This is a genomic window from Ensifer sp. YR511 (assembly GCF_900103045.1).
In the GTDB taxonomy this organism is placed as follows: domain Bacteria; phylum Pseudomonadota; class Alphaproteobacteria; order Rhizobiales; family Rhizobiaceae; genus Ensifer; species Ensifer adhaerens.
Genome location: NZ_FNGR01000003.1, coordinates 207,776 through 222,146 on the forward strand (window position 1 = coordinate 207,776; position 14,371 = coordinate 222,146).

Here is a 14,371-nt window from a genome sequence, read left to right on the forward strand (position 1 = left end):
GTTTCTGAGAAACGCCGGGACGCGGCTTGCGCTCTCCCAAGCTCGCCGCGCTCCGGACGATGACTGGATGAAGATGAGGAGTCTGAAGACTCCGGAACAGGATTTGTCATGTCCGCCGATTCCCGCATTGCCTCGATCACGGCTCGCATCGTCGAGCGCTCGAAACCCCACCGCGAGCCCTATCTCGATCGCGTCCGCCGGGCGGCATCGAGCGGTCCGCATCGCAGCGTGCTCGGCTGCGGCAACCTCGCGCATGGATTTGCGGTCTGTTCCCCCGCCGAGAAGGTGGCGCTTGCGGGCGACCGCGTGGCCAATCTCGGCATCATCACCTCCTACAATGACATGCTTTCGGCGCATCAGCCGTTCGAGACCTATCCGGCGCTGATCCGCCAGGCGGCAAGCGAGGCAGGTGGCGTCGCCCAGGTCGCCGGTGGCGTGCCGGCCATGTGCGACGGCGTAACGCAGGGGCAGCCGGGCATGGAGCTCTCGCTGTTTTCCCGCGACCTGATCGCCATGGCGGCCGGCGTCGGCCTGTCGCACAACATGTTTGATTCCACCGTCTATCTCGGCGTCTGCGACAAGATCGTGCCGGGCCTCGTGATCGCAGCGCTCACCTTCGGCCACCTGCCGGCGATCTTCGTGCCCGCCGGACCGATGACCTCGGGCCTGCCGAACGACGAGAAGGCGCGGGTGCGCCAGTTGTTCGCCGAAGGCAAGGTCGGCCGCGACGAACTGCTCGAGGCGGAATCCAAGTCCTACCACGGACCGGGAACCTGCACCTTCTACGGCACCGCCAACTCCAACCAGATGCTGATGGAGATCATGGGCTTCCACCTGCCCGGCGCCTCCTTCATCAATCCGGGCACGCCGCTGCGCGACGCGCTGACCAAGGAAGCCGCCAAGCGGGCGCTGGCGATCACCGCCATGGGCAACGAGTTCACCCCGGCGGGCGAAATGATCGACGAGCGCTCGATCGTCAACGGCGTTGTCGGCCTGCATGCGACCGGCGGCTCGACCAACCACACGATGCACCTCGTCGCCATGGCGCGGGCTGCCGGCATCGTGCTCACCTGGCAGGACATTTCAGAGCTCTCGGACATCGTTCCGCTGCTGGCCCGCGTCTATCCGAACGGGCTCGCCGACGTGAACCACTTCCACGCCGCCGGCGGCATGGGCTTCCTGATCAGCCAGCTGCTTCGCGCCGGCCTGCTGCACGACGACGTGCGCACCGTCGTCGGCCAGGGACTCGACGCCTACAAGATCGACGTCCGGCTTGGCGCCGACGGCAATGTCGAACGCGTGCCGACGCCGAAGGAAAGCGCTGACCCGAAGGTGCTTGCGACCATCGATCAGCCGTTCCAGCATTCGGGCGGCCTGAAAATGCTGACCGGCAATCTCGGCAAGGCCGTCATCAAGATCTCTGCCGTCAAGCCGGACCGTCACATCATCGAGGCGCCTGCCAAGATCTTCCACGACCAGGCCGAGCTCAATGCCGCCTTCAAGGCCGGCAAGCTCGAGGGCGACTTCGTCGCCGTCGTGCGCTTCCAGGGTCCGAAGGCGAACGGCATGCCGGAACTGCACAAGCTGACGACCGTGCTCGGCATTCTGCAGGACCGCGGCCAGCGCGTCGCCATCCTGACGGACGGCCGCATGTCCGGCGCCTCCGGCAAGGTGCCGGCAGCAATCCACGTGACGCCGGAGGCAAAGGACGGCGGCCCGATCGCTCGCATCCAGGAAGGCGATATCGTCCGCATCGACGCTGTTGCCGGAACGATCGAGGTGCTGGTCGAGGACATCGCACTCAAGACACGTGTGCCCGCGCATGCGGATCTTTCGGACAACGACTTCGGCATGGGCCGCGAGCTATTCGCGCCCTTCCGCGCGATCGCGGGTGCGGCTGATCAGGGCGCCAGCGTTCTCTTCCACTGACATAGAAAAGCGCCGCTCCCATTGGGGCGGCGCTTGGTCTTCAAACGATCGTGAAAAGCTCAGGGCAGTGGCCCGGGGAACATGTCGTTGCGCCCGTCATAGCGCTCGATTTCCAGCGTGAAGACATCGACCCCCTCGATGCAGCGCGCATTGATCGAGATCTTGTTATCCGGATAGCCGCTGCGCATGATCGGAGTCGAACAGGTCGGGCAGAAATGGTGCCCCTCGTTGAGGCCGCGCCAGATGTAGCTCGACAGGCGGCGCTTTTCGGTCAAGAGCTTTACCTTTGCGGCATCCACCTTCCAATGCAGGAAGCCGGAGCGCCGGCAGGTGGAGCAGTTGCAGTCGACGAGCCCACCAAGCTCTTCGTCGACTTCGACGGCGATATCGCCGCAATGGCACGAAAGCCGATAGGGTCGCTGCATGGTTCAGGTCCGAATCCGTTGATTGAGACTACAACCATCCATTGAGCGCCGTGGAGCCGTCAAGCCCAGCATGGCACTCAGCGGTAGATGTCGAGCGTCCGGTTGCGGTGGTTCGGATGGCTGCTGTAGACGAAGATACGATTGAGGTCGCGGTCCGTCAGCATGCGCAGGAAGCGCGCCTCGATGACGTTGTTGGCATGCACCCGCTTCAACAGGCAGCCGACCATCTGGATGCGTGCGCTCGGGATATCCAGGTAGAAATTCTGTGGCAGCTGGTACTGCGTGAGGATGCTGATCAGCGCGCCGCTTTTCGAAAGCTTGATGATTTCGCAGCGACGAGAGCTCAGTTGCGTCATGCCCTTCTCAGTGTATTCGATGCGCGCCTCGTTTCGCGTGTCCTCCATCGGGAAGCTGGTCTCTCGATCGTACATGAAGGACTCTTCCTTGTTCAGGAAGTGCTGCAAGACAGGTGCCGCGCCGTTCATCGAAATGCCTTTCCATATCCCCTTTTGATACAGACTAGCGGCAGAGATTTAACAGACGGTTGGTCCGACGACCGGATGAAAAACCGCCCGGCAAAAACCGGGCGGAGCAAGTTCGTGACCAGGAATCTTGGTTACGCAATCCTCAACGCAAAGCCGCTTCGCACGTTTCCTTGGAAGTAGGCCGCAACTCCGGACGGAAAACCGCTTCGCACTTTTCCTGCAATTGCTTCAGACGCGGTAGCTGCGGCCCTCGTCGTTGAAGAGGTGTAGCTTGGCCTTGTCGGCCGTGAAGCGCACCTTGTCGCCGCGGTGAACCGGCAGGATGCCGGGGATCTTGGCGATGATCGGCTCCTTGTCGACGAGACCCTCGATATAGAGCAGGGTCACTTCGCCGAGCGCCTCGACGATCGAGATCGTGCCTTCGAACAGGAAGTCGTCGCCTGTCGAGACCTGCAGGTCTTCCGGGCGAACGCCGAAACTCGCAATCTTGCCGTTCTGCGAGGAGTCGGTCGGGATATCGAGCGTCACGCTCTTGCCGCCGGTCAGCTTCACCGTCGTCTGCGCGCCGGTCGCCGTGATCGTCGAAGGGATGATGTTCATCGCCGGCGAGCCGATGAAGCGCGCGACGAACAGATTGGCCGGACGCTCATAGAGTTCGAGCGGCGGGCCTACCTGCTCGATGTGCCCCTGCGACAGCACGACGATGCGGTCGGCGAGCGTCATTGCCTCCACCTGGTCGTGGGTGACGTAGATCATCGTCGTGCCCGCCATCTGTTCGCTGAGCTTGGCGATCTCGATGCGGGTGGCGACACGAAGGGCCGCGTCGAGGTTCGAGAGCGGCTCGTCGAACAGGAAGACCTTGGGGTCACGGCAGATGGCGCGGCCGATGGCGACGCGCTGTCTCTGCCCGCCGGAGAGCGCCTTCGGCAGACGGTCGAGATACTTGGTCAGCTGCAGGATATCGGCGGCGTTGCGCACGCGACGGTCGATCTCTTCCTTGCTTTCCTTGGCGATCCGCATGCCGAAAGCCATGTTGTCGTAGACGGTCATGTGCGGATAGAGCGCATAGGACTGGAACACCATGGCGATGCCGCGCTTCGACGGGGGCACGGTGTTGACGCGCTCGCCGTCGATGAACATGTCGCCGCCAGTGATCTCCTCGAGACCGGCGATCATGCGCAGAAGCGTCGACTTTCCACAGCCGGACGGGCCGACGAAAACGATGAACTCGCCCTGCTTGATGTCGAGATTGATGCCGTGAATGACATCGACCGCGCCGTAGGACTTGCGGATATCTTTAAGCAGCAGACCCGTCATTGCACCCTCCTCTTCGGTTCTTCCCGTCTATCTCTGTTGTCATCTGCCTTCACACCAGCCGCGCGAAGTAGGCGCCCCAGGCCGGCAGATGCACCGTTCCGTTCTTGACCTCGGACACGAAGCCGTGCCCTTCCAATGCAGCCACCGGCTCGTTCGGCAGCGTGGCCGCAGCCGGCACGCCGCTCATGTTGAACAGGCAGAAAAGCTTCTCGTTGCCGTGGCTGCGCACGAAAGCAAGCACCGAGCCGTCCGTGCTCAGGAACTCGATCTCGCCCTTGGCAAACGCCGGATACGCCTTGCGGAAATGCAGGAAGCGACGGTAGTGCTCGAGCACCGAGGCCGGATCGCCCTGCTGCGCCGACACGGCGCGCTTGAGGTGTTCCGCCGGCACCGGCAGCCAGGGTTTTGCGCTGCCGAAGCCGCCATTGACCGTGGCACCGTCCCAGACCATCGGTGTGCGGCAACCGTCGCGACCCTTGAAATCCGGCCAGAACTGGATGCCATAGGGATCCTTCAGGTCTTCATAGGCAAGCTCGGCTTCCGACAGCGCCAGTTCCTCGCCCTGATAGATGCAGACCGAGCCGCGCAGCGACATCAGAAGGCTCGCAAGCAGTTTCGCATGAGCGTCGCGATCGGCAACGCCCGCTCCCCAGCGGCTGACATGGCGCACGACGTCATGGTTCGAGAAGGCCCAGCAGGCCCAACCTTCTGGCGCCGCCTTCTGGAAGTTTCGGAGAACCTCGGCGACCGTCGCCGGTGTCAGCGGATCCGGCGCCAAGAATTCGAAGGCGTAGCACATCTGCATCTTGTCGCCGCCGGAGGTATATTCGCCGGCGATCTCCAGACCGCGCTGGCTGTCGCCGACTTCGCCGACCGCAGCGATCGCCGGGAACTCGTCCATAACGGCGCGGAAGCGCTTCAGGAACTCGAGGTTCTCCGGCTGGTTCTTGTCGTAGAGATGTTCCTGATAGTTGTAGGGGTTGACCGCCGGTGCGGTCTGGGCGTTACGGCGCTCCGGCGCCAGCGCCGGATTGTCGCGCAGCTGCTTGTCGTGGAAATAGAAGTTGATGGTGTCGAGGCGGAAGCCGTCGACGCCGCGCTCCAGCCAGAAACGCTCGACGGCCAGCAGTGCATCCTGCACTTCCGGATTGTGCAGGTTGAGGTCCGGCTGCGAGGTCAGGAAGTTGTGCATGTAATATTGCAGGCGCGTCGGATCCCACGCCCAGGCCGAGCCGCCGAAGATCGACAGCCAGTTGTTGGGCGGGGTGCCGTCCGGCCTGGAATCAGCCCAGACGTACCAATCAGCCTTCGCGTTCGTCCGGCTCGACCGACTTTCGACGAACCAGGGATGCTGGTCCGACGTGTGCGAGAGAACAAGGTCGATCATCACCCGGATGCCAAGGCGGTGCGCCTCGGCTATGACCGCGTCGAAGTCGGCAAGGCTGCCGAAGATCGGGTCGACATCGCTATAGTTGGAGACGTCATAACCGAAGTCCTTCATCGGCGAGGTGAAGAACGGCGAAATCCAGATTGCGTCGGCACCGAGGGCGGCAATATGCGGCAAGCGGGTAACGATGCCCTTGAGGTCACCGATGCCGTCGCCGTTGGAGTCCTGGTAGGAGCGCGGATAGATCTGGTAGATCACCGCGCCGCGCCACCAATCCCGATCGGCCTGCAAAGTGGAAGTGCTCATTTCGGTCATGCTCATTGTCGTCGAAAGTCCTCAGATGTCAGCCGCCCTTGACCGAGCCCGCCAGCAGGCCGCGCACGAGATAGCGCTGCAGGCTGAAGAAGACGATCAGCGGAACGATGATGGTAATGAAGGCGGAGGCCGTCAGGATCTCCCAGTTGCCGCCGCGTGAACCGAGCAAGTTGACGAGCCGGCCGGTCAGGACCAGTTCGTCGGGCCCCGCGCCCAGGAACACGATGGCGACCAGCAGGTCGTTCCAGGTCCACAGGAACTGGAAGATCGCGAAGGAAGCGAGCGCCGGGAAGGACAGAGGCAGGATGATCTTGACGAAGATATCGAAATCGCTGGCGCCATCGACGCGGGCGGATTCCATGATTTCGCGCGGCAGGCCGGCCATGTAGTTGCGAAGCAGATAGATCGCCAGCGGCAGGCCGAAACCGGTATGGGCGAGCCAAATGCCGACATAGGTCTTGGCCGGCACGCCAAAGAAGGCGCCGACGCCGTTATAGAGCTTCAAGAGCGGGATCAGCGACATCTGCAGCGGCACGACGAGGAGGCCGACGACCACGGCGATCAGGATCGCACGGCCCGGAAACGGCATCCAGGCAAGCGCATAGGCCGCGAAGGCGGCGATCATGATCGGGATGATGGTCGCTGGCACGGCGACCGTCAGCGAATTGATGAAGGAGCGGCCGATGCCTTCGGCGCTCAGGACTTCGACATAGTTGTCGAAGGTAAAGCGCGGCGGCGATGATGCGGTGACGAAGACGCGCTGGCCGCGCGATCCTTCCATCTTCTTGTCGGAAACGATCTCGAAGTTGCCGTCGGCCTGAACGGTCAGTTTCTCGCCGTCGTTGAGCTCGGCGGTTTCGCCGGCCTTGAACGCAGTCGGCTCACGGCTGTTGAAGCCGAAGGCGGAGATCTGGCCCGGCTGACCTTCGAGCAGATTGCCGGAGATCACGAACTTGCCGTCGCGCTCCACCTGGCTTTCGGGGCCGGGCGCTCTCACGACGGTGTTCTGCGACGAAGTCGAAAGGGAAGTCCACCAGCCGGAAACGGCGAGCTGGTCCTTGTCGCGCAGCGACGAGATCAGAAGGCCTGCGGTCGGCAGCGTCCACAGTGCGACGATCAGAAAGACCGAGAGGTGGACGACCCACATGAGGGGAGAACGTGTCGCTGGATTCATCTCAGTGCCCCTTCATTTCCTTGGCCGCATTGCGGATGTTCCAGACCATGATCGGAATGACGAGGATCATGATGACGACGGCGATCGCAGCCCCGCGGCCGAAGTCGCCGCCACCGCGGAACATCCAGTCGAACATGAGGTTGGCGAGCACCTGGCTCTGCCACTGGCCATTGGTCATCGCGAGCACGATATCGAAGACCTTCAGCACCAGGATGGTGATGGTCGTCCAGACGACGGCGATCGTGCCCCAGATCTGCGGTACCATGATCTTGAAGAAGATCTGCCAGCCATTGGCGCCGTCGATGACGGCGGCCTCGATCGTTTCCTCCGGAATGCCGCGAAGGGCTGCCGACAGGATGACCATGGCAAAACCCGTCTGGATCCAGACGAGGATCGCCATCAGGAAGAAGTTGTTCCAGAAGGGCAGCGTGATCCAGGCCTGCGGGGCGCCGCCGAAAGCAACGACGATGGCATTCAGCAGGCCGATCTGTTCTGCACCCTCGGGGCGGAAATCATAGATGAACTTCCAGATGACCGCGGCACCGACAAACGAGATCGCCATCGGCATGAAGATCAGGGTCTTGGCGATATTGCCCCACCAGATCCGGTCGGTGAGCGCCGCGATGACGAGACCGAAGAAGGTCGAGAGCGCCGGGACGACGAGCAGCCAGAGGAAGTTGTTGTAAATCGACTGGCGGAATTCGCCGTCGTTGACCATCCAGGCATAGTTGCTGACGCCGACGAAATTCTGACCCGCGCGGTCGTGGAAACTGTACCAGAGCGACATGATCACCGGGTAGATGAGGTAGGTCGCCAGAGCAAAGAGCGCGGGTGCGAGGAACAGCCACGGGCGGATGGCATTGGTGATGCGCAGGTTTCGCGAGGCGACCACACCTGATTTTCCCTTGGACGGGAAGATCAGGTCGAGAACAAGGCTGGTTCCCCAGAAATAGGCAGCGCAGCCGAGCACCCCGGCCAGCATGAACCCCGCAGCAGCGGCTAGCTGATAAAACATGACATGTCCCTCCCCTTGGGTGCACGTCCCCGTGCAGGGCTGGCGATTGTCGCCGTTCTCATTGGGGCGCGCGGCCTCTCAAGGGTTGGGGGCGGAAACGCACGGAGACCGCAACGCTTTTCCTCGTCCCGCCCTGGCAGCGAACCCGGGTCGGCAACGGGCGGCATTGCTGCCGCCCGTCATCTGTTGTTACTTGATGGCGTCCCAGGCCTTCTGCACGCCGTCCGCGACGTCGGCCGACGACTTGCCGCCGACGAAATCGACCATGCCGGTCCAGAACGCACCGGCGCCAATCTTGCCAGGCATCAGGTCCGAACCGTCGAAGCGGAAGGTGGTGGCGTTCAGAAGAATCTCGCCCTGCTTCTTCAGCGGCGGGTTGCCGTAGGTGTCGACATTGACGCTCTTGTAGGGCGTCAGGAAGCTCGTCTGCGCCATCCAGACTTCATGGGCGATCGGGGTCTTCAGGAACTCGATGAAGGCGCGTGCAGCCGGCGTGTCCTTGGTGATCATCGCCAGCGTGCCGGCGCCGAGCACCGGATTGCCGAGATCCTTCTTGCTCTCGTAAGGCGGCATGTAGAAGAAGTCGGCATCCTCGCCGATCTTCGTGCCCTCGGGGAAGAAGGACGGGATGAACGACGCCTGGTGGTGCAGGTAGCACTTCGGCGGCGAGGCAAAGAGGCCCTTCGGGCTGTCGCGGAAGTCGGTCGAGGCAACCGCTGCTGCACCGCCATCGACGAACTTGTCGTTCTTGGCGAACCAACCGAACTCGTCGATCGCACCGACGACGGCTGGATCGGTGAACGGGATCTCGTTCTTCACCCACTTGTCGTAGACGTCGGCTGGCTGCGTACGCAGCATCATGTCTTCCACCCAGTCGGTGGCCGGCCAGCCGGTGGCACCACCGGAGCCAAGGCCGATGCACCAGGGCTTGCCGCCATCGGCGGCGATCTTCTCTGTCAGCGCCTTCAGCTCTTCCATGGTCTTCGGCACTTCGTAGCCGGCGTCCTCGAAGTTCTCCGGCGAGTACCACACGAGCGACTTCACGTCGATCTTGTAGGGGAACGCAAAGAGCGCAGCATTGCCGTCCTTGCCCTTGTAGGTCGACAGATCGACCCAGGACTGACCGGCGGCATAGTTGTCGAGCAGCCACTTCTGGGTTTCGTCGCCGAGCGGCGTCAGGTAGCCCTTGGAGGCGAGATCGGCGATCAGACCCGGCTGCGGGAGGATCGAGATTTCGGAGGGGCTGCCGGCCTGGGTGTCGATGACGATCTGCTGCTCGTAGTTTTCAGACGAGGAGTACTTGATCTCGGCGCCCGTCGCTTCGGTGAAGTAGGCATAGACGCTCTTGAACAGCGCCTCGTCTTCGCCGCGCCAGGGGCCGAAGATCGTCAGCGTCTGGCCCTTAAGGTCGTGGCCCTTCTTGAACTCCTCGAAGCTCGCCCAGTTGAACTTCGTATCTTCGCCCGGCTTGAATTTGAGGTCGGCGGCGCCGGCTGCACCTGCAATCAGGGCAAAGGCGGCCACGCCCAACAGCAATGATCTCTTCACGTTCTTCTCCTCCCAAAGATGAACCCGGATCCCGCCGGGCAGACGACAATGCGCGAAAAATTCAAAGCGCTTTGAGTTCGCTAACAAACCATTGCGACACGCGCGGAGTCAAGAGCTTTCCCATCGCTGTTCTCCATGCGACGTATTTGTGCCCTGCGGTAACGTTTTGCACCGCGCAATAGTTGAATTCCGCTTTGTTGCTCGAAAAACGGATGCTACACAAACCGGAGGGCGCTGGGGCCAAACACCAAAAATCATATGGGTATCCAAAGCGCTTTGAGAGGAATCCCGACCATGGCGGTCAATCTCAAGCAATTGGCGGAGCTGCTCGGCCTGTCACAGACGACGGTCAGCCGGGCGCTGAACGGCTATCCGGAAGTCAACGCCGAAACCCGTCAGCGCGTGCTGCAGGCCGTGCGTGAGACCGGCTACAGGCCGAACCGCGCAGCGCAGCGATTGGCCACCGGCAAGGCCTATTCGATCGGCATGGTCATGCCGATCGCGCCCGGCATCGATTCCGACGTACATTTCGGCGAGTTTCTGGCAGGGCTGGCGGAAGAGGCGGTCAAGCACGACTTCCACTTCGTGCTCAATCCGAGCGCGCCGGAGGACGAGGAGGTGACCTTCCGGCGCCTGGCGGCCAGCGGCAATGTCGATGCGCTTTTCCTCGCCTATATGCGCGCCAACGACCCGCGCATCGCCATGTTGAAATCGCTCTCGATCCCCTTCGTCGTGCACGGCCGGTCGATTGGCGAAAGCCGCGACTATCCGTTCCTCGACATCGACAATACGAGTGCCTTCTACGACGCGACACGGCTGCTTATACAGCTCGGACACCAGCGGATTGCGCTGATCAACGGGCCGGAATATCTGGCTTTTTCCATTCGCCGGAAAAAAGGCATGCTGCGGGCGCTCGCCGAACACGGCCTTTCGCTCGACGAGGCGCTTGTCCAGCATTCGCTGATGACCGACGAGCACGGCTACCGCAGCATGCAGCCCTTCCTGCAGCACGCGCAGCCGCCGACGGCGGTGCTCTGTTCAAGTACGGTGCTGGCGCTTGGCGCTGTCAGGGCGATCAACCAGGCGGGCTTGAAAATCGGCGAAGACATTTCGCTGATCGCCCATGACGACGTCTTGCCGATGCTGAAGCCCGAAAATTTCAGCATCCCGCTGACAACGACACGCTCGTCGCTGCGGGCCGCCGGGGCGCGTATCGCCACACGGCTGATCGGCGGCATCCTGAAGCGCGGCGACTATCCGGAGCAGGAACTCTGGCGCGCCGAACTCATCGTGCGCGCCTCGACCGGACCTGCCCCGCAAAAATGAAAACGCGCCGCAATCGCGACGCGTCTCATCATCCCATATGAGCCAGGATCAGAAGCGCGGCGGCTTGCGGCCGGCCTTGCGATAGGCGGCAATCACGGTGTTGGCCATCAGCATGGCGATGGTCATCGGTCCGACGCCACCCGGCACCGGCGTGATCACGCCTGCAACCTCGGCGGCTTCCGCAAAGGCGACGTCGCCGACGAGTTTGGACTTGCCCTCCCCCTTCTCCGGCGCTGGTACGCGGTTGATACCGACGTCGATGACCGTCGCGCCCGGCTTCACCCAGTCGGCCTTCACCATTTCGGGGCGTCCGACGGCGGCAACGAGGATATCGGCGTTGCGGCAGACGGCGGCCAGATCCTTGGTGCGCGAATGGGCGGTCGTCACCGTCGCGTTGGCGGCAAGCAGCAGCGCTGACATCGGCTTGCCGAACAGGTTCGAGCGACCGATGACGACAGCGTTCAGACCGGAGAGATCGTCGCCATGGGTCTGGCGCACGAAGACCATGGCGCCGGCCGGCGTGCAGGAGACGAGACCGCCTTCGAGATCGCCGGTCGCAAGCTTGCCGGCATTGACGACGTGCAGGCCGTCGACGTCTTTTTCGGGCAGGATCGACTGAATGATCGGCTCGGAATTCAGATGTTTCGGCAGCGGAAGCTGCACGAGGATGCCGTGGATAGAGGGATCGGCGTTGAGTTTAGCCACGAGTGCAGCGAGCTCTTCCTGGGTCGTTGCCTCGGCCAAGGTGTGCTGGACCGACAGGAAACCGCACTCCTTGGCCATCTTGCTCTTGGAAGAAACATAAGCGTGGCTTGCCGGATCGTCGCCGACGATCACGACCGCGAGACCTGCGCGAACACCCGCATCCGTTTCGAGCGCACGGGTCGCGGCCTTCACGCTTTCGATCACCGAAGCGGCGACCTTCTTGCCATCAATCACAGTCGTCACGGCATGTTCCTCCTGGCTTCCTGTTCACGCGGCATACTCTAGTTCGCCTCAGAGAAGGCGATGGCCTCAACGCGCCCTATGCTGTCCCAAACGCATAAATGCAAGAGGCGACAACGAGGTTGGCTGCCGTTTCGAGTGCCCCGATGATATTTCCTCTCAAGACTGAGAGGTGCACGTGGTTTCGCCGAAAGCCGTGAGGTCTCAGCCTCACAAGACGTTCGCGAATGAAGCGTGCCTCTCCGCCCGTCGTATCAACGGCGCGCGAGCTTCTGGCGGGAATAGTGCTCGACGCGAGACCTCAGCGCGCGAAGGCCTTCCTGGACCTTGGCGATGTCGGCGTCATCCTCGTCTACGGTCTGCGGCACAGGCTGAGCCGTGACCGGACCCGCCGTTGCGCTCCTGCGAGCAACGGCATAGGCAGCGTTCAGCGATTGTGCATGGTGCGCAGCCGGACTGAACTGCGGCGGCAGCTCGAGCTTGGCCGAAGCCGGATCAGGCTGCGGCTGCTGGCGCCGTGTGGGCTCGGGGCCGCCATCGGGTTCCGGCGGCTCGGGCGCCTCATCGTCCTCGGCCTTCCGGGTTGCGGGAAACAATCCGTTCAAGCTGCGATAGATGCCGAGCAGCACGCCGAGGCCGAGGCCGGCAAAGAAACCCGCCATGGTGGCGGCGATCAGGATGATCTTGCGGGAGGGCCCTTTTGCCTGCAGCGCCGGCTCGGCCTTGGAGATCACCCGGATGTTCTTCGCGGTCAGCTTTTCCTCTTCGCGCGTCTCGCCGGCGCGCTTCAGGAAGGATTCGTAGATCTCGCGGGTCGCCGCCGCTTTTCGCTGCAGCTCGCGCAACTCGACGAATTCGGCGGAGGAATCGATCTGGCGCGCCTTCTGGACGGCAAGCTGCTGCACGAGGTCCTGTTCCGTTCGCTGGGCGCGGTCAAGCTCGGTCCCCGCCGCAGCCGCGATGCGGCGCAACTCGTTGGCGATCTCCGAGCGCGACGACTCGAGTGCCTGCTGAACGGCGATGCGTTGCGGATGGCGGGGCCCGAGGCTCGCATCAAGGGCGCTCAGTTGCGCCCTGGTCGCCGCGTATTGCTTGCGCAGTTCGGAGAGCGCCAGCGAACTGATTTCCTCGGGATAGGCGCCCGTCAGAACATCGGTGAGCTGCACCTTGCCGGACGCCTCGGCCTTGGCTTTCGCCTCGGCGATGCGATTGCGGGCCGCAGCGACCTGATCACTGAGGCTGAGGAGCTGCTTGTCGGCGATCAATTCGCCGCCGGCGCCGACAATGTCGTTGCTCGCCTTGTAATCCTCGACGGCCTTTTCGGCCGCGTCCAGTTCAGCCTTCAGTTCCTTGATACGCGCGTCGAGCGCAACCGTCGTCTTCTGGAAGAAGCCGGATTGCGCGGCGGTCTCCTCGCCGAGGAACGTGTCCACCAATCGGTTGGCAATCAGTGCCGACTTCTCGGGATCCCTGGTCTTCGCCTCAATGGTGACGATGAAGGTTTTCGGATCGCGCCAGACCTGAATTGCCTCGCCCAAGGTCTTCAGGACGCGCGCGGACGCGTCGCCACCGGCTCCCTTGCCGGCGAATTCCGGGTCCTTTTCCAGATCGAGACTGGCCGCGACCTTTTCCATAACCGTTCGCGAGCGCAACACTTCGAGCTGGCTGTCGACAATGGCGAGAATGCCTTCGGTTGCGAGCGATTGTTTCGACAGGTCGGAATCCGTCAGCCGCACTTCGCGCGGATCGACGTAGAGCTTGCTTTCGGAAACGAAGACGCTGGGCGTCGACAACGCCAGCAGGACGCCACCGACGGCGCCGAGCGCCGTGGTCGCGAGAATGATCTTGCGGAGCTGCCAGACCGCGCGCACCACGGTCTTGATATCCACGAGCGGGCGGTCACCTGCGGCTCGCCCGTCGGCTGTCACTCCCGGCGCAGCCCCCTCAGGCGGACTATCGGCAAGCCAGCGCGCAAACTTGCCACGCATGCCGCCGAGGCCGGGTTGGTTACGGGCGGCGGGTGCCTTGGCTGTCGGCCGCACCGTTTCGCCGCGCGGGGGCTGACCTTTCGAGTGGTTTTCGCGCCGGGCCGCTGATTGATTGGCTGATCCACCGGAACCGGACAGACGACCGAGCAAGGACGAGCCTGCACCCTGCGGGTCGGCGGTGCGCCTGTCTCGCGCACGCGCGGGGTCGCGCGCGTCCTCTGCTGCAAAATCGAGCAACGATGCACGCGGAACCGGGCGTTTCTCGTCGTCGATGTTGAACATGACTGATCCCGCGGCTGCCGAAACGGCGAATTCCGAATAGTGAAGCCAACCTAAGGAAACATGGAAAACAAATCGTTAATTTCGGCGGGAAGTGACGGCGCGAACGGCGTGATCTCACGCCTTATTAAGCTTTCCCGCCTATGACGGAGAGACGAGCGCAATTCCAGGCGAACGCTTTGCGCGCCCTGCCCTTGGAACTGTGAGATATCAAGGAGATAGAGCGTTTCCATCGGCA

General features: G+C 62.7%; 11 protein-coding genes. 2 read left to right on the top strand and 9 right to left on the bottom strand.

The window, feature by feature from the left end; translation table 11 throughout:
* The first annotated feature begins 108 nt into the window (after positions 1-108).
* On the top strand, positions 109-1,929 hold the full coding sequence (gene edd, locus BLU15_RS08130) for a phosphogluconate dehydratase (protein WP_034800791.1): 1,821 nt from the start codon (positions 109-111) through the stop codon (positions 1,927-1,929).
* A 59-nt stretch (positions 1,930-1,988) separates the two neighbouring features.
* On the opposite strand, the gene BLU15_RS08135 is transcribed toward edd, so the two are convergent.
* From BLU15_RS08135 to BLU15_RS08165, 7 genes are all read right to left on the bottom strand, one after another.
* A complete protein-coding gene (locus BLU15_RS08135) occupies positions 1,989-2,354 on the bottom strand; it encodes a GFA family protein (RefSeq protein WP_090294950.1) in 366 nt (121 codons plus the stop codon).
* A gap of 77 nt (positions 2,355-2,431) precedes the next feature.
* Positions 2,432-2,839: a hypothetical protein gene (locus BLU15_RS08140; protein ID WP_034800789.1), complete on the bottom strand. Its 408-nt coding sequence runs from the start codon at positions 2,837-2,839 to the stop codon at positions 2,432-2,434.
* A gap of 228 nt (positions 2,840-3,067) precedes the next feature.
* Complete coding sequence (locus BLU15_RS08145) at positions 3,068-4,156, bottom strand: ABC transporter ATP-binding protein (protein ID WP_060516511.1); 1,089 nt, start codon at positions 4,154-4,156, stop codon at positions 3,068-3,070.
* A gap of 49 nt (positions 4,157-4,205) precedes the next feature.
* Positions 4,206-5,858: a beta-galactosidase BglA gene (locus BLU15_RS08150; protein WP_371589640.1), complete on the bottom strand. Its 1,653-nt coding sequence runs from the start codon at positions 5,856-5,858 to the stop codon at positions 4,206-4,208.
* A 28-nt stretch (positions 5,859-5,886) separates the two neighbouring features.
* Positions 5,887-7,032, bottom strand: a complete 1,146-nt coding sequence (locus BLU15_RS08155; RefSeq protein ID WP_089044685.1) for a carbohydrate ABC transporter permease — start codon at positions 7,030-7,032, stop codon at positions 5,887-5,889.
* Position 7,033: 1 nt separating this feature from the next.
* Positions 7,034-8,047, bottom strand: a complete 1,014-nt coding sequence (locus BLU15_RS08160) for a carbohydrate ABC transporter permease (RefSeq protein ID WP_060516515.1) — start codon at positions 8,045-8,047, stop codon at positions 7,034-7,036.
* Positions 8,048-8,236: 189 nt separating this feature from the next.
* Entirely contained in the window at positions 8,237-9,595 is a 1,359-nt protein-coding gene (locus tag BLU15_RS08165) for an ABC transporter substrate-binding protein (protein ID WP_090294953.1), read from the bottom strand.
* A 294-nt stretch (positions 9,596-9,889) separates the two neighbouring features.
* Between BLU15_RS08165 and BLU15_RS08170 the strand changes: the two genes are divergently transcribed.
* On the top strand, positions 9,890-10,921 hold the full coding sequence (locus BLU15_RS08170; RefSeq protein ID WP_034800775.1) for a substrate-binding domain-containing protein: 1,032 nt from the start codon (positions 9,890-9,892) through the stop codon (positions 10,919-10,921).
* 48 nt (positions 10,922-10,969) lie between these two features.
* On the opposite strand, the gene folD is transcribed toward BLU15_RS08170, so the two are convergent.
* Both folD and BLU15_RS08180 read right to left on the bottom strand, forming a co-directional pair.
* Complete coding sequence (gene folD, locus BLU15_RS08175; RefSeq protein ID WP_034800773.1) at positions 10,970-11,869, bottom strand: bifunctional methylenetetrahydrofolate dehydrogenase/methenyltetrahydrofolate cyclohydrolase FolD; 900 nt, start codon at positions 11,867-11,869, stop codon at positions 10,970-10,972.
* Positions 11,870-12,120: 251 nt separating this feature from the next.
* Entirely contained in the window at positions 12,121-14,136 is a 2,016-nt protein-coding gene (locus BLU15_RS08180; RefSeq protein ID WP_090294955.1) for a GumC family protein, read from the bottom strand.
* Positions 14,137-14,371 lie beyond the last annotated feature (235 nt).